General features: G+C 46.6%; 17 protein-coding genes. 11 read left to right on the forward strand and 6 right to left on the reverse strand.

Features of this window, described 5'->3' with window-relative positions; all coding sequences use genetic code 11:
• Positions 1–53 precede the first annotated feature (53 nt).
• The 5 genes from fsa to J0A67_RS10865 all read left to right on the forward strand — a co-directional run bounded on the left by fsa (position 54) and on the right by J0A67_RS10865 (position 3,486).
• Positions 54–713 carry a fructose-6-phosphate aldolase gene (gene fsa, locus J0A67_RS10845; protein ID WP_206569355.1) on the forward strand — a complete coding sequence of 220 codons (660 nt, stop codon included), beginning with the start codon at positions 54–56 and terminating at the stop codon, positions 711–713.
• A gap of 55 nt (positions 714–768) precedes the next feature.
• Positions 769–972: a fructose-6-phosphate aldolase gene (locus J0A67_RS10850; protein ID WP_206569356.1), complete on the forward strand. Its 204-nt coding sequence runs from the start codon at positions 769–771 to the stop codon at positions 970–972.
• Positions 973–975: 3 nt separating this feature from the next.
• The gene (locus J0A67_RS10855; RefSeq protein WP_206569357.1) at positions 976–1,686 is read left to right on the forward strand and encodes a cell division ATP-binding protein FtsE; all 711 of its coding nucleotides are present in this window, start codon (positions 976–978) and stop codon (positions 1,684–1,686) included.
• A gap of 81 nt (positions 1,687–1,767) precedes the next feature.
• Positions 1,768–3,153: a S41 family peptidase gene (locus J0A67_RS10860; protein WP_206569358.1), complete on the forward strand. Its 1,386-nt coding sequence runs from the start codon at positions 1,768–1,770 to the stop codon at positions 3,151–3,153.
• Between the two features lie 120 nt (positions 3,154–3,273).
• Positions 3,274–3,486: a hypothetical protein gene (locus J0A67_RS10865; protein WP_206569359.1), complete on the forward strand. Its 213-nt coding sequence runs from the start codon at positions 3,274–3,276 to the stop codon at positions 3,484–3,486.
• Between the two features lie 65 nt (positions 3,487–3,551).
• Here the strand turns inward: J0A67_RS10865 and J0A67_RS10870 are convergent, their stop codons facing one another.
• From J0A67_RS10870 to J0A67_RS10885, 4 genes are all read right to left on the reverse strand, one after another.
• Positions 3,552–4,259, reverse strand: coding sequence for a tetratricopeptide repeat protein (locus J0A67_RS10870; RefSeq protein ID WP_206569360.1), 708 nt, complete (start codon positions 4,257–4,259; stop codon positions 3,552–3,554).
• A 2-nt stretch (positions 4,260–4,261) separates the two neighbouring features.
• Positions 4,262–5,710 carry a CCA tRNA nucleotidyltransferase gene (locus J0A67_RS10875; RefSeq protein ID WP_206569361.1) on the reverse strand — a complete coding sequence of 483 codons (1,449 nt, stop codon included), beginning with the start codon at positions 5,708–5,710 and terminating at the stop codon, positions 4,262–4,264.
• Complete coding sequence (locus tag J0A67_RS10880; protein WP_206569362.1) at positions 5,707–6,180, reverse strand: hypothetical protein; 474 nt, start codon at positions 6,178–6,180, stop codon at positions 5,707–5,709. Before J0A67_RS10880 ends, J0A67_RS10875 begins: the two co-directional genes overlap by 4 nt.
• 126 nt (positions 6,181–6,306) lie before the next feature.
• A complete protein-coding gene (locus tag J0A67_RS10885; RefSeq protein WP_206569363.1) occupies positions 6,307–6,639 on the reverse strand; it encodes a DUF6249 domain-containing protein in 333 nt (110 codons plus the stop codon).
• A gap of 112 nt (positions 6,640–6,751) precedes the next feature.
• Here J0A67_RS10885 and J0A67_RS10890 point away from each other — a divergent pair, with 112 nt between their 5' ends.
• On the forward strand, positions 6,752–7,327 hold the full coding sequence (locus tag J0A67_RS10890; RefSeq protein WP_206569364.1) for an RNA polymerase sigma factor: 576 nt from the start codon (positions 6,752–6,754) through the stop codon (positions 7,325–7,327).
• Positions 7,324–7,740 carry a hypothetical protein gene (locus J0A67_RS10895; protein WP_206569365.1) on the forward strand — a complete coding sequence of 139 codons (417 nt, stop codon included), beginning with the start codon at positions 7,324–7,326 and terminating at the stop codon, positions 7,738–7,740. The genes J0A67_RS10890 and J0A67_RS10895 overlap by 4 nt, the downstream gene beginning before the upstream one ends.
• Positions 7,741–7,787: 47 nt before the next feature.
• On the opposite strand, the gene J0A67_RS10900 is transcribed toward J0A67_RS10895, so the two are convergent.
• Together J0A67_RS10900 and J0A67_RS10905 are read right to left on the reverse strand one after the other, a co-directional pair.
• Entirely contained in the window at positions 7,788–8,192 is a 405-nt protein-coding gene (locus tag J0A67_RS10900) for a hypothetical protein (protein ID WP_206569366.1), read from the reverse strand.
• Between the two features lie 125 nt (positions 8,193–8,317).
• Positions 8,318–9,091 carry a hypothetical protein gene (locus tag J0A67_RS10905; RefSeq protein WP_206569367.1) on the reverse strand — a complete coding sequence of 258 codons (774 nt, stop codon included), beginning with the start codon at positions 9,089–9,091 and terminating at the stop codon, positions 8,318–8,320.
• A 334-nt stretch (positions 9,092–9,425) separates the two neighbouring features.
• Between J0A67_RS10905 and pyrG the strand changes: the two genes are divergently transcribed.
• From pyrG to J0A67_RS10925, 4 genes are all read left to right on the forward strand, one after another.
• A complete protein-coding gene (pyrG, locus tag J0A67_RS10910) occupies positions 9,426–11,045 on the forward strand; it encodes a CTP synthase (protein WP_206569692.1) in 1,620 nt (539 codons plus the stop codon).
• Between the two features lie 40 nt (positions 11,046–11,085).
• Positions 11,086–12,876: a membrane protein insertase YidC gene (gene yidC / locus J0A67_RS10915; RefSeq protein WP_206569368.1), complete on the forward strand. Its 1,791-nt coding sequence runs from the start codon at positions 11,086–11,088 to the stop codon at positions 12,874–12,876.
• A 199-nt stretch (positions 12,877–13,075) separates the two neighbouring features.
• On the forward strand, positions 13,076–13,858 hold the full coding sequence (locus J0A67_RS10920) for a ParA family protein (RefSeq protein ID WP_206569369.1): 783 nt from the start codon (positions 13,076–13,078) through the stop codon (positions 13,856–13,858).
• A 2-nt stretch (positions 13,859–13,860) separates the two neighbouring features.
• Positions 13,861–14,772: a ParB/RepB/Spo0J family partition protein gene (locus tag J0A67_RS10925; RefSeq protein WP_206569370.1), complete on the forward strand. Its 912-nt coding sequence runs from the start codon at positions 13,861–13,863 to the stop codon at positions 14,770–14,772.
• Positions 14,773–14,774 lie beyond the last annotated feature (2 nt).

Consider the following 14,774-nt stretch of genomic DNA (forward strand, 5'->3'; position numbering starts at 1 on the left):
CGCAATCTCAACCTAAGACCTTTTAGCCAAGTCTTAACAAAAAACCTATTCCCATGAAATTCTTTATTGACACCGCCAATCTCGATGAAATCCGCGAAGCCTATGACCTGGGCGTATTGGATGGCGTGACGACAAACCCTTCCCTGATGGCCAAAGAAGGCATCAGCGGAGAGGCCAACGTAAAAGCCCACTACAAAGCAATCTGCGACATCGTGGATGACAAAGTGAGCGCAGAGGTCATCTCCACTGACTTTGACGGCATGATCCGCGAGGGCAAAGAGCTTGCAAAAATCGACGACAAAATCGTCGTGAAAATACCCATGATCAAGGATGGGGTGAAAGCACTCAAATATTTCCACAGCGAGGGAATCCGCACCAACTGCACGCTGGTGTTCTCAGCAGGTCAGGCGATACTCGCGGCCAAAGCTGGCGCTTCTTTCCTTTCTCCCTTTATCGGCCGCTTGGACGACATCTCTTACGACGGCCTTGAGCTGATCGGGCAGATCGCACATATCTATCAAAACTACGACTTCGAAACTGAGATTCTTGCAGCTTCGGTGCGCCACACGATGCACCTGATCAAATGTGCCGAACTCGGGGCGGATGTAGTTACCTGTCCGCTCAAAGTGATCACAGGCTTGCTCAAGCACCCGCTGACTGATTCGGGTCTGGCACAGTTTCTGGCTGATCACGCAAAGGCAGCCGGAAAATAAAAATCAAGAGAGGCTGTTTCTTCAAGGATGCAGCCTCTTTTTTTAATCCCATAGCATGTACATCATCAAGGTAAAAGGAAAAGCAAAAATACCGGATTACATCCAGATCCGGGACGAGAACTTCGTCTTGGTGGCCTACTTCCGGGCTGACCGCCCGCTTAAAAGCATCGAAAAATTCGGGCTGGCAGGCAGGGAAAGCCAGTTGGAAGAGGTAATCAAAAATCTGCCTTTCGGCAAACTTCAAAAATTAGAACTCTAAACCATGGATTTCAGTACAAAGCCTGTACTTCAAGTCACTCAGGCCACCATTTACCAGGGCGACAACCCCGTGTTGACAGACATTAACTTCGCCGTAGAGCAGCATGAATTCGTCTTTCTCATCGGGAGAACAGGCAGTGGAAAAAGCTCCTTACTCAAGACCCTTTATGCCGATCTACCACTCCAATCCGGGCTCGGAGAGATTGTAGGCTATTCTCTTACCAAAATCAAAAACAGCGAAATCCCCTACCTGCGAAGGAAAATCGGGATCATATTTCAGGACTTTCAGCTCTTTAGCGATCGCACGATCCGGGAGAACCTGTCCTTTGTTCTGAAAGCTACCGGATGGACCGATGCCGCCAAAATCAAGGATCGAATCAGCGAGGTTTTGATCCAAGTGGGCCTTACCGAGGCTCTCCAAAAAATGCCCCACCAACTTTCAGGCGGGGAGCAACAGCGGGTAGTGATCGCCAGGGCTCTGCTCAACGAGCCCTCCATCCTATTGGCTGACGAACCGACCGGAAACCTAGACCCGGACGTGGCAGACGGCATATTCAAGCTCTTTCAGGAGATCAACAAAAAAGGCACAGCCATTCTCATGGCAACCCATAACCACGAGCTGCTCCGCAAATTCCCCTACCGTGTATTGAAGTGCGAAAACGGCAAACTGTTGGACAGTCAGCTGCACAACGTTTCTTTTGGTTCGTCATTTTGACACCGACAGTTGCTCAAAAAGATCACCCCCTTTAAAACAACTACGCGCGGCTTCCGTTTTTGCATTAACCAATTTTCAACCATGAGACTTTCCAAATCAATCTCGATTCTCCTGATGGCTGTCGTCGCGTTTTCATGTCAAAACGACGATGAACAGCCCCGAATCGATCCCGCTTCGAATGCCGCAGCCAATCGTTGGATATTGAACGTAATGGATGAGGTCTATTATTGGTTGAATGATCTCGGCACTCCCATAGCGGAAAACTCTGAACCGGAGGATTATTTTGAAGCCTTGCTTAATCGGCCTACCGATAGGTTTTCGGTGATCTATCCCGATTATCAGGAATTGATTGATGCGCTCAATGGAGTCAATCTGGAAGCCGGCTACGAGTTTATTCTCTATCGCGAAACATCCGAAGCGAACAGCAACGTGTATGCCTCTGTCACCTACATCAAAAAAAACAGCCCAGCCTCAAATGTCGATCTAAAACGCGGTGACATGATCACCAAAATCAATGGAACCCAACTCACGATCAACAACTACTCCGAGCTTCTCGGGGCCATAAGAGGAATGCATACGCTGTCATATGCGAGGTATGACGAGGCAAGCGAAACCTACATCGTGATGCCAGAAATCACCCTCACCGCTGTGCAGCTGGCAGAAAACCCAAATTTTTTGGATACCGTCTATACCATCGACAATGAGAAAATCGGCTATGTGATCTACCATTTTTTCGCCCCTGGATCAGGTGAAAACAACACCTCCTACGACGCGGAAATGGACGAAATTTTCGCAAATTTCAAGGCAGAGGGAATCGATCACCTGATCGTGGATTTCCGTTACAATGGCGGAGGATATGTCTCATCCGCAGTCAACCTGGCCAGTTTGATCGCTCCGGGGGTGAGTTCTTCAAGTATTTTTTCAAAAACGAAGTACAATGACTACCTGATGGATCAATTTGCCGAATTGAGAAACGTACAAACCCCATTCCTTGCCAAAGCCCAAAATCTCGGAAACTCCCTTATCGAAAACCGAGTCTATATCCTGACCTCTGCAAGGACAGCTTCAGCTTCCGAACTAATCATCAATGGTCTCAAGCCCTACATGGATGTGTTCCTCATCGGAGACGTGACGACCGGGAAAAATGTGGGCTCGATCCCATTTGAAGACGAGGAAAATGAGCAGAATAAGTATGGCATTTTGCCGATCGTATCCCAAAGCTTCAACAGTCTCGACCAATCGGACTATACCGAGGGATTTAACCCCAACATTTCCTTGAAAGAATCCCAGGAGCGCCTTCTTCCGCTCGGAGATGTGAATGAACTGCTTCTAAGAACCGCCATTTCCGAAATCACCGGTATGCCATCCGGAGCCCGATACCGACAGCTCGATCGTGAAGATTTGGGTAGTACCTTGGATCAGAAAGTTCGTAGCGGCATCTCGATCGAAAATCGCTTCATGAACTAGTCCAGCGCTTTTCCGGGGATTTGGTTTTTAAAGTATTCAAAACAGAATCCCCAGGTTAACAAATTGTTAAGTCTCCGAAAAGAGGTTTCAACTGCCCCTGCGTGAGTTTAAATTTGATGCATGGAAACCGCAGCGACTTTTTTGATTCTGTTGACATTCTATTTCCTCGGATGCCTTGCTGTTGTTCAGTTGGCAATCAAACCGGTAAGAAAACTGGTGCCTGATCCAGATAACAAAACCAAGCATTGGGAGACTAATTACTCAAAGTTGCTGGCGATTAGTCTACTGCTCTCCATCGCGACCTCCACCATTGCACTCCTTCTTTTCCCCTAAGACGGAAACAAAAAAACCGGCTCTATCGAGGCCGGCTTTTGATGATATCTGTTTTTGCTCTTTTATCAGTTCGTCTTCTTTAGATTCTCTTTCGCTTGCTCAAAGGAGGAATCAAGGGCAATCGCTTCATTGAAGGCTGTCTTCGCCTCTGTCTTTGAGTTTTGATCCAGGTAGATCAATCCCTTTAGGTTCAGAGCCGCTGCTTTCATGGCCACCTGCTGGGTTTCGGTTTGGGACTTAGGGAATCCGATTTTTTCATCCGCTTTCGCATTTTTCACAAGCATCGTCACCGAGTTCATTGCTTCCTCGTAGCGCTTCAAGTTGTATTGGATAAATGCGGATTTGTACAAGCTGAAATTGTCACCTGTCAGAAGGTAAAGACTTTCAAAATGCGGCAATGCACGATCCAAGGCACCCAATTGCTCGAGAGAGTAGGCGGCAATTTCCAAGGCGCCAATGTTTTTGTCATTGATTTTGAGAATATCCATGGACACCAGCGCGGCAGATGCAAACTGCTGAGCATCAAAATATAGGTTTGCCAACGCTTCTCGATAGCGGATATCTTCCGGATTTCGAACCATCAGATCAAACAGCTTTGCCTTCGCGATGGAAGGATCACTGTAGGACATGGCGATCTGGTATGCCGCCTGGTCGGTCGCATTCAATACGGCCTTCAGCTTCAGATCCAGTTTTGGTAGTGAGTCATTTGCCGTTTGGGCAGCAAGATTTCCGGCACAGATGGCCAGCAGCAGCAGTAGGAATGTGCGCTTCATTGTTATTCTTTGTTTTCTTGATGATGTGATTTGTTGTCGATCGGAGCGATGCCTTTTTCACGGGCAATGTCAAACATGAGTTTTCGGGCAGCTTTTGGATCGTTTTGGATTTTGCCCTCCAATATAGCTTCTTTTATTTCTTCCTTGATTTCCCCGATGATTTTGGAAGGGGGAAGACCGAAGATTTCCATGATTTCCTCCCCGCTCACCGGCGGCTGGAAATTCCGGACCTGATCCTTTTCCTCGACTTCCTTCAGTTTTTCGTCGACCCGGTCGAAGTTTTCCAAGTAGCGCTGCACTTTCTTGTTGTTCTTGGAGGTGATATCCGCCCTGCAGAGCTTCATCAAATCCTCGATGTCGTCGCCTGCATCAAAGAGCAATCTTCGCAAGGCAGAGTCGGTCACTTCGTCTTTGACCAAGGCAATGGGACGTAAATGGAGGCGAACGAGCTTTTGTACATACTTCATCCGCTCGTCCATCGGCAATTTCATCCTTCGAAAGATCCCAGGGGTCATGCGCGCCCCTTTATCCTCATGGCCATGAAAAGTCCAACCCACCTTGGGATTGAAGCGCTTGGTCGCAGGCTTAGCGATGTCGTGCATGATCGCTGCCCAGCGAAGCCACAGATTGTCGCTCATCTGGCAGACATTGTCCAAAACCTGCAGTGTGTGGTAGAAATTGTCTTTGTGGGACTTGTCATCCACCGAGTCAACACCTTGAAGATCCACCATTTCCGGAAAAAATTCGTGCAGTAGCTTAGAGGCAAACAACAGCTTGAAACCATATGATGGCTTGGCAGTTGCCACAATCTTGTTGATTTCGTCGATGATCCGCTCCGCAGAAATGATCTTCAGCCGGTCGGAATGCTCCGCTATCGCGAAAAATGTATCCGCCTCGATATCAAAGTTGAGCTGGGCGGCAAACCGCACCGCACGCAACATCCGCAGCGGATCGTCGGAAAAAGTCACTCCCGGCTCGAGCGGAGTCTTGATAATTTTGCGCTTCAAGTCACCTACTCCATCAAAGGGGTCGACCAACTCTCCGAAGTCCTCCGGATTGAGCGATATTGCCATCGCATTGATGGTGAAGTCCCTGCGCTCCAGATCTTCCTCCAAGGTCCCGTCCTCGACGATTGGTTTACGGGATTCCTGCCGGTAGGATTCTTTCCTTGCGCCGACAAATTCCAGCTCCCAATCGTCCAACTTTAGCATTGCCGTCCCAAAGTTCTTGAAAACCGAAAGGGGAACGTGGGTATCAAAAGACCTGGCAACTTCCTGCGCCAGACTGATTCCACTACCGACGCAGGTGAAGTCGATGTCCTTGCTGGGGCGACCGAGGATCAGATCCCGCACAAAGCCACCCACGACATAGGATTTTATCCCCAGTTTGGCAGCCGCTTTGCCCACTTTTTCAAATATTTCCTGCTCGTCCAGCTTTGATTTGAAATTCATCCTCTGATAATTTTTACATCTCCATCAGGTCCGAGAAACATCTCTTTTGTGTTTGGGCCTAAAAGCGGAAAATAAAGATCAGTCTGGAAATCCGCGGACACGGTATCCAAACCAATCCTAGCAAGTACGGGCTGGGAAATGGCGAAAAGCAACTTGCTCCAGTTAGTATCACGAATCAGCGAGAAGCGGACGTTTCCGTTTTGTATCGGAGCGTTCTGGACTACTGGATTCACAGGACTGTGATAGATCGTCGGCTTGGAGGCAAACTCTACGATGTCCAAGGACACTTCGGAAAACGCCGCACATATCGAGCGGATCTGAAAAAGATCAAACAGTAGAAACATCCAGCCGTCTCCCATCTCGGGCTGCCAAAGGTCGGTTTTCACCAAAGTCAAATTCTTGCCGTTTCCTTCTTTGATAGTCACTTGTCCCTTGTCGCGAAAGGTTTTTACGATTGCCTGTTGATCCACGTGTTTTGAATTTTGGCGTAAAAATAGTCAGATTATCTTGCCCAAACGTCTTAAAATCCAAAACACAAAAAAACCTCCCCGGGATATGGGGAGGCTTGACGGCAGTTTTTGAATTGGTTTAGTTTGCTATTTCTCCAGTTTCCTATTGACAAAAAAGCTGGTCACAAGTCCCAATCCCCCAAAGATGAAGATGCTGGCCGGGAATGAAACATCGTCATCCATCCCAGCTTGTGCCAGCATCGCGCCTATGAGTACACCGATGCCGATGCCGATGGCCAAAAGTGCCAGATTGAGAATAATTGAACCGAATCCGTTCTTTTTTCCGGTGTTGAACAGCGACGCGTCCGCGCCTTTTTCGATCAGGGCAAGCCGCTCCTTGTTTCGAGTGGTCAGGTAAACGTACACCATCCCGAAAATCGCGGAGAAAATGATCAGTGGAATTAGGATATCTTCTTGCATGTCTTGTTGTTTTGTTTGCCGTTTGGATGTCCAATTCCATAAAAAGGTTACATGAAGAATTAAAAAAAAATAAACCGTAACTTTTTTGGACCCACCTGCATCTAAGAGTTGAATGCAATTTCTGGAAGACGATTACTACATTACACTAGCCCGACAAGGCGACTTGAAGGCTTTTGGCTCCCTGGTCCAAAAGCATCAGCGCCTCGTCTATACTTTGGCTTTGCGGATGCTAAAGAATCAAGAGGAGGCTCAAGAGGCTTCGCAAGACACATTTATGAAGGTCTATCAATCCTTGTCACGGTTTGAAGGAAAATCAAAGTTCACCACTTGGATGTATCGGGTCGTATATAATGAATGCATGGGGCGACTGAGAAAGACCAAAAGGGATCTGACTTGGGTAGAGGATATTATGGAAAACCCAGAGGAACCGGCAGATTTCTTGGATGGATTGGAGATCCTACAACGAGAAGAACGAACAGTTTTGATAAAAAAAGGAATCGAAATGCTCAGCCCAGGAGAAGCGGCCGTGCTGACCCTATTCTATCTGGAAGACCTCCCGATCAAAGAAATCGCCACCATTACCGGAAATAAAGAAACCAACATCAAGGTGCAGCTGTTTCGAGGAAGAAAACATTTGGAACAAAATCTCAGAAAAATATCAAACGAAACATTAATCGGGCTACTATGAAAAACAAGGCGTCAACCCCACAGGATGTCCTGAAAAAATGGATGGTCGAGACAGGAACGGAAACACCTGGAGACGAATTTCATTTGTCTGTTTTGAAAAAAATCGAAGCACTACCCCAACCAAAGACATACTATAGCCCAGTCATCTCTTCCGGGGCTTGGACAGTCATCATTGGACTCATTGCCTCACTCCTCGGATGGAGTTTGTTTTCGGCTCCCTCCCAGCCTGGCAATTCTTCCATCGTCGAGTTATTCAGACGAATCAATCTTCCGAAACCTAGCATTGATTTTTTGAATTTATCGATTTCCATCCCGGATCTAGGCTCCCCATTTCTGCTTGGAATCCTTGCCTTTTTTATACTGGGATTTTCGATGGTATTCACGTCTGTACGCAGTCGGCAGTCGTCTATATAAAAAAAAGACAGCTATCGCTGTCTTTTTTTATTGATCTGAGGCTATATTTAACCTTTCAGCCAATTAATAAATGTCTGATAGCCAACGCCTATTTCTCTTGCAAAGGCAGCTTTAGTCTTTTTACCGGCTGCTTCTACTTTCTGCCATTCTTCTACAATTTTACTTTTTTCAGATTCAGAAAAAGATCGTCTCTTACCTGTACCTTTTGATGATGTACCGCCGCCCAATGCAGCAATTAGATCATTCAATTCGCTTACAAATTTCCCGTCTGTTAAAAACAAACCTGCCGCTTCAAGTTTCTTAATAACTTCATCCTTTGGATTAACAGGAGTTACTGCAATTCCTCTTGCGGCCGCTTCATGAAGGTCAATTTTTTTTCCTTCGGCAGTCACATAGATAAAACCATCTGTTCTTTTTAGATCAGCTATAGCTTCTTTAATCAATTCTCTCATTGTCGTGAAGATTTATATGTGTTAATAAAAATCCCCGAAATATATAAATTGATTTCTATTCGATAAATAGATTTAATGAATATTTAGAAAATAATATCCCAATTCTATATCCAAGCTCTTGTCTTTTAATTTAAAGAGTAGGTCTTCAGCCAGGATTCAATAAGATTTTTTGTTCTTGTTTTTTGGGCTATTACCTTAAAATAAGCCTTTTCCAGATGTTTGTCCGCAAATTCTGTTTGATACTGGCTCAGATTTTTGCTATCCAGCAATCCGACCAACATATCCTGAAAAGATCCAAATTCGATCAAAGCAGTGTAGTCTTTCGCCGACTGGAGATTCTTTTCCCGCAAAAGCCCATCTACACCGTGGCAAACCGCATACGTATAATTTGTCTTTTCGGCATCCCCCACTTTAAACAAAACAATAGCTTCATGATCCGAGGTCAGCTTGGCTATCTCCTCCAGACCTTCATTTAGTTTAATATCCTCCATGAGCGATTCAATCAAGAAATACACAAAGCTCTTCCATAAGCGAAGCACATCACTGCTAAAACCGTATCCATCTCCATCTAAAAACACATTTCTATAGGCCTCCAATTCATAGCCATTTTCATCACACAGCGCATTCAATGAGACCCATTCACTTCCCAATTGTTCTGTCAGAGGCCAAAAACATATTAGTTTTTTCCGTGCAATCACCACTTCGTCAAAGAGATGGGAATAGACCTTATTGATAACATCAATATCCTCTTCAAATCTTATCCAGTTAGACTTGGAAAACAAACTTACGGGATCCAAAATTACCACTCCACCTTCGTGAAAAGCCTGCACAAAAGAGTTCCCCGATTTCGCCTCTTGCAAAGAGTCAACCAATGCAATAGTTTTATTTCTTAGTCTCATAGCTATAGTTTTTTATATTAGTTATTTGTTTCCTTTCGAAAGCTCTTTTGTAGATAGACCTATCGCTCTGTCTAGCGAAGTGATACCCTAAAAAACAATTGCTCCACCTCATACAAGTTGCTTGACATCACAGCACTAAGGTAATCCCCATGCCAAAGACTATAAATCAATTGACGCTTATTGTCACGAAATACTTTCCCGATGCTAAAGATCCGCACAAGCCAAAAAAGGGAGAATCCTCAAAAATGAAAGTAGATAACAGAAGTCAAGTCAGGAAATTTCCCTAATTTTGAGCCCCATAAGATTCCAATCAAAATCATCCGTCTCCATTCTTATGGGCTCATCCACCAAGTACATTTTCATCACCGGAGGTGTTACCTCATCTCTTGGAAAAGGCATCATTGCCGCATCTTTGGGCAGATTGCTGCAAGCCAGGGGGTTCTCAGTAACCATCCAAAAATTTGACCCCTATCTCAACATCGATCCCGGGACGCTCAACCCTTACGAACATGGGGAGTGCTACGTGACGGACGACGGCGCCGAAACCGATTTGGATTTGGGACATTACGAGAGATTCCTGAATGTCACGACCTCCCAAAGCAACAACGTCACCACCGGAAGGATTTACAACAATGTCATCACCAAGGAGCGCAAAGGAGAATTCCTTGGCAAAACGGTCCAAGTGATCCCTCACATCACGGACGAGATTAAAAACAATTTTTACAAACTTGGGGAAGACGGTAAATATGACGTCGTCATCACAGAGATCGGAGGCTGCGTCGGAGACATCGAATCCTTGCCATTTATTGAAGCTGTGCGTCAGGCTCGATGGGACTTGGGACCAAACAACTTTCTGGTAATCCATTTGACCCTAATTCCATATCTAAGTGCTGCGAAAGAGCTAAAAACAAAACCAACCCAACATTCGGTCAAGCAACTGCTGGAAGCCGGTATACAGCCAGACATCTTGGTATGCCGCACTGAGCATCACCTGCCGCAGGATGTGAAGAAAAAATTGGCGCTCTTCTGTAACGTGCAGCTGAACAGCGTGATCGAGGCCATGGATGCTGAAACCATCTATGATGTGCCGCTGCTGATGAAAAAAGAGAAACTCGACGAGCGGGTGATGTCCAAGTTGAAGCTTACATCCAAGTCAAACACCGACCTGGAGCATTGGAAGGATTTCCTAGGCCGACTCAAAAACCCGACTCAGGAAGTAACCATCGGCCTGATCGGCAAATATGTGTCACTCCCGGATTCCTATAAGTCAATCATCGAATCGTTTACCCACGCAGGTGCGGCTGTGGAGTGCAAAGTGAATCTGAAACTCATCTCCTCGGAGGAAATCCATTACGACAACTTCGAGACCAAACTCAGCGAGCTGGATGGGATCTTGGTCGCTCCGGGATTTGGAGAAAGGGGATTTGAGGGCAAAATAGAAACTGTGAGATATGCACGGGAAAACAAGATTCCATTCTTCGGCATCTGTCTGGGGATGCAGGTAGCGGTAATTGAATTTGCACGCAATGTAATGGGGCTTGATAGTGCCAATTCCACTGAGATGGATCCGAACACTGCATATCCGGTCATCGGCTTGATGGAAGAACAAAAGAAAATAGACCAAATGGGCGGAACTATGCGATTGGGTTCGTATGCTTGCGACCTCAAAAAAGGAAGCAAGGCAGCCCAAGCTTACGGAAAGACCAAAATCCAGGAGCGCCATCGCCATAGATATGAATTCAACAATGAATATCTGGAGCAGGTAGAAACCGCTGGATTGATCGCGACCGGTAAAAACCCGGATACTGGACTTGTTGAAATCATGGAACTGAAAAACCATCCTTGGTTTGTCGGCGTTCAATTCCATCCGGAGTACAAGAGCACTGCCCTCAATCCTCAACCGTTATTTGTCAAATTCATTCAAGCGGCAATAGACAGCAAAAAAGTAAAATAAAAGAGTTTCGCTAAGCCCCTTAGCAAGGAAAACAATACCTATGGATAGAAATCAAGCAACGGGTTTGATACTGTTTGCGGCGGTGATTTTGGTTTATTCGCTCTTTTTCGCGAGCAGCCCTGAGATCCCAGCTGTAGAAGAGACCCCTCAGCAGACCGAAGCGCCTATTTCGGCAAACGTACAACAGTCTATTTCGCAAGTACTTCCAGATAGCCTGGTAGATGTGCAGCGTGTCGCGCAATATGGAGCCTTGGCTCCACTCACCGCTGGCACCGAGGAGGACATCACACTCGAAAACGACAAGGTAACCGTAACCCTATCCACCAAGGGTGCCGCCATCAAGGAAGTAGTCTTGAAAGAATATAAAAGCTGGAATGGCGATCCCTTGATCCTTTTGGATGAAGAGAGCTCTGTAATGAATTACTCCATGGAGAGCGCAAAAGGGCCGCTGAACTTGGCGGATCTTTACTTCAGCCCCAAAATGGATGAAGTCGAAGTAGATGGGGTAAAAACAAAGGTCTTGACACTTTCGGCCGGTACCGAGGCTGGCCAGATCGTCCACACGTTCTCTTTGGAAGAGGGTAGCTATGTAGTCAAAAAGTCATTTGAAATCGACCGCTTTCAGGGAGTCTTGACCGGAAATGCACTTAACCTGACTTGGGAAGACCAAATCAAAGCTCAGGAAAAAGACCTTAGCGAATCGAGAAGGCAAACCAAGCTCAACTATTACCTCGCCTCAGAATCCTACGAAAATCTTGGGGCTGGCAACGACCCCGAAGAAGAGCAAGTCTCCGAACCTGTAAAATGGATTGGCTTCAGCCAGCGGTTTTTCACCGCCGGAATTATCGCGGATTCCGTTTTCCAAAACGTGAGTTTGGCGCAAACAACTCCGACCGATTCATCCATTGTACGGTCAATGACCGCCTCGTTCAACATTCCGGTTGAAAACGGCAAAGCGGAGGTAAGTTTTTACTTCGGGCCAGACAAGTACAAGACGCTGAAAACAGTGACCGATGGCTTCGAGAAAAACGTCGACATGGGCTATTTCTTTGTCAGCTGGGTGAACAAGTATATCGTCGTCCACCTTTTCTCATTCCTCGAGAAGTATTTCAGCAATTACGGGGTCATCATTATCCTGATCGTGTTGATGATCAAGCTGGCCTTGTCGCCACTGACCTACAAATCCTACATCGGCATGGCAAAGATGCGCGTCATCAAGCCAGAGATAGACGAGCTGAAGGAAAAGTATGGCGATGACGCTACCAAGATGCAGCAAGAGCAGATGAAGCTTTTCTCCCAGTTGGGAGTGAGCCCAATCTCCGGCTGTCTGCCCCTCCTTCTCCAGATGCCGTTTCTGTTTGCGATGTTTTTCTTCTTTCCAAATGCGGTAGAACTTCGTCAGGAATCGTTCCTATGGGCCAATGACCTGTCCACTTACGACGAGTTTATCAAGCTGCCCTTTACCATTCCGTTTTATGGAGCCCATGTCAGCTTGTTCACCTTGCTGATGACGGTGTCGCAGATCATCTATACACACTTCAACAACCAGCTGACCACTGCCACTGGGCCGATGAAAAACCTGGGCTACATCATGCCGGTAATGTTCATGTTCATCCTCAACTCCTACCCTGCTGGCTTGAGCTTTTACTATTTCGTGTCCAACATCGTGACCTTCGGGCAGCAAGCGATTATCAAGCTCTTTGTGGACGATGAAAAAATCCGAGCAAAAGTAGAAGAAAGCAAGGCCAAAAACGTCAATAAAAAGAAGTCCAAGTTTCAGCAAAAACTGGAAGAAGCGATGAAGGCAGCCGATGCCAACAGAAAAAAATAAGCAAAAAGGAGCTTCGCAAGGGGCTCCTTTTTAATTGGTCAAGTTTGGCAAAGCGGCGGCCCAGATTCCATCTATCCCACTGTTTTTGAATATTTTAACGATTTTTCACCTAGGGTAGCAGCCAAAAAAAGAAAATCCTACCCAAGGAAAAGACCTGAATTTGATTAATATTGGAGTCAAATTACCCTTTAGCTAAACCATGGGAAAAATAATTGCAATAGCCAACCAAAAGGGCGGAGTGGGAAAAACAACCACTGCAATGAATCTTGCTGCAAGCCTGGCTGTATTGGAGTTTAATACCCTGGTCATCGATGCGGATCCGCAGGCCAACACTACTTCAGGTCTAGGCCACGATCCAAAGGCGATCGACACCAGCATTTATGAATGCATGGTTGACGGGACCAACGTACAGGATATTATCCTGAAAACTTCCCTCGACCATTTGGATTTGGTTCCATCCCACATCGACCTAGTCGGAGCTGAAGTAGAGATGATCAACTTGGAAAATCGGGAGGAAAAGATGAAAGAAGTCATCTCTCCGATCAAGGATCTCTACGACTTCATTATCATCGACTGCTCCCCCTCCTTGGGCCTGATCACCATCAATGCACTTACTGCGGCAAATTCGGTGATAATCCCTGTGCAATGTGAATATTTCGCGCTGGAAGGGCTGGGCAAGCTGCTCAATACCATCAAAATCATCCAGACCCGCCTCAATCCCGACTTGGAGATAGAGGGAATTCTACTGACTATGTACGACGTGCGTCTTAGACTTTCCAACCAAGTGGTCGAAGAGGTCAGGCTGCATTTCAAAAACATGGTGTTCGACACCATCATTCCCAGAAACGTCCGGCTTTCCGAATCCCCAAGTTTCGGATTGCCAGTCATCGCGTTCGATGCCGAAGGAAAAGGGTCCATCGCATATCTCAATCTGGCCGGGGAAATAGCCCAGAAAAACGGCCTTCAAAAAGTGACCAATTAAGCATGTCTGATAATAAACCCAACCGCAAAAGTGCATTAGGAAGAGGGCTGGGAGCGCTGTTGGAAGACAGTCCTGCCAAGCACAAAAGCCATGAAATACTTCCGGAAGTCGCAAAGACCGGGACTTTCGAAATACCCCTCGATGAAATTCAGGTCAACCCGTTTCAGCCCAGGGTTCATTTTGACAAAGATGCGCTCCAGGAGTTGGCAGACTCCATTTTAGTACAGGGCATCATCCAACCGGTGACGGTGAGGAAACTTGCCCCTAACGAGTACCAGCTCATCGCCGGCGAACGCCGCTTTCAAGCATCCAAATTGGCTGGTCTGAGCCAGATTCCCGCTTATGTTCGGACCGCAAACGATCAACAGATGCTGGAAATGGCTTTGATCGAAAACATACAGCGGGAAAACCTCAATGCACTGGAGATCGCACACTCCTATCAAAGACTTCTCGCAGAATGTAATCTCAAGCAGGAAGAGCTGGGAGATCGTGTAGGCAAAAACAGGACAACGGTCAACAACTACCTACGCCTCCTCAAGCTACCGCCGACAATCCAGGCCGCTATCCGCGACCAGCAGCTCTCCATGGGCCATGCCAGGGCGCTGATCAATGTGGAGGACGTGGAGAAGCAATTGGCAATCTTCAGAAAGGCCGTCGATGAGGAGCTGAGTGTACGCAAAGTGGAAGCTTTGGTAAAGTCTCTTAACGAGGGTCAGCCTCAGAAGGAAAAGCCTGAAAAAGGACTGGATCCGGTACGGAAATATGAAATAAACAAAATCCAGCAGCGGCTGGCCTCACACTTTGGAACCAAGGTCGGCCTAAAAGCGGACGAGAAAAACCGCGGGGAAATCAAAATCCCATTCAATTCTGCCACCGACCTAAACAGAATTCTCGAAATACTCGAAATCATCTGAAA

This window comes from Algoriphagus aestuariicola, from assembly GCF_017254835.1.
Taxonomy (GTDB): Bacteria; Bacteroidota; Bacteroidia; order Cytophagales; family Cyclobacteriaceae; genus Algoriphagus; species Algoriphagus aestuariicola.

Coding starts and splice junctions, on each gene's coding strand:
- fsa (WP_206569355.1), top strand. CDS start 54: ATGAAATTCTTTATTGACACCGCCAATCTCGATGAAATCCGCGAAGCC.
- J0A67_RS10850 (WP_206569356.1), top strand. CDS start 769: ATGTACATCATCAAGGTAAAAGGAAAAGCAAAAATACCGGATTACATC.
- J0A67_RS10855 (WP_206569357.1), top strand. CDS start 976: ATGGATTTCAGTACAAAGCCTGTACTTCAAGTCACTCAGGCCACCATT.
- J0A67_RS10860 (WP_206569358.1), top strand. CDS start 1,768: ATGAGACTTTCCAAATCAATCTCGATTCTCCTGATGGCTGTCGTCGCG.
- J0A67_RS10865 (WP_206569359.1), top strand. CDS start 3,274: ATGGAAACCGCAGCGACTTTTTTGATTCTGTTGACATTCTATTTCCTC.
- J0A67_RS10870 (WP_206569360.1), bottom strand. CDS start 4,259: ATGAAGCGCACATTCCTACTGCTGCTGCTGGCCATCTGTGCCGGAAAT.
- J0A67_RS10875 (WP_206569361.1), bottom strand. CDS start 5,710: ATGAATTTCAAATCAAAGCTGGACGAGCAGGAAATATTTGAAAAAGTG.
- J0A67_RS10885 (WP_206569363.1), bottom strand. CDS start 6,639: ATGCAAGAAGATATCCTAATTCCACTGATCATTTTCTCCGCGATTTTC.
- J0A67_RS10890 (WP_206569364.1), top strand. CDS start 6,752: ATGCAATTTCTGGAAGACGATTACTACATTACACTAGCCCGACAAGGC.
- J0A67_RS10895 (WP_206569365.1), top strand. CDS start 7,324: ATGAAAAACAAGGCGTCAACCCCACAGGATGTCCTGAAAAAATGGATG.
- J0A67_RS10900 (WP_206569366.1), bottom strand. CDS start 8,192: ATGAGAGAATTGATTAAAGAAGCTATAGCTGATCTAAAAAGAACAGAT.
- J0A67_RS10905 (WP_206569367.1), bottom strand. CDS start 9,091: ATGAGACTAAGAAATAAAACTATTGCATTGGTTGACTCTTTGCAAGAG.
- pyrG (WP_206569692.1), top strand. CDS start 9,426: ATGGGCTCATCCACCAAGTACATTTTCATCACCGGAGGTGTTACCTCA.
- yidC (WP_206569368.1), top strand. CDS start 11,086: ATGGATAGAAATCAAGCAACGGGTTTGATACTGTTTGCGGCGGTGATT.
- J0A67_RS10920 (WP_206569369.1), top strand. CDS start 13,076: ATGGGAAAAATAATTGCAATAGCCAACCAAAAGGGCGGAGTGGGAAAA.
- J0A67_RS10925 (WP_206569370.1), top strand. CDS start 13,861: ATGTCTGATAATAAACCCAACCGCAAAAGTGCATTAGGAAGAGGGCTG.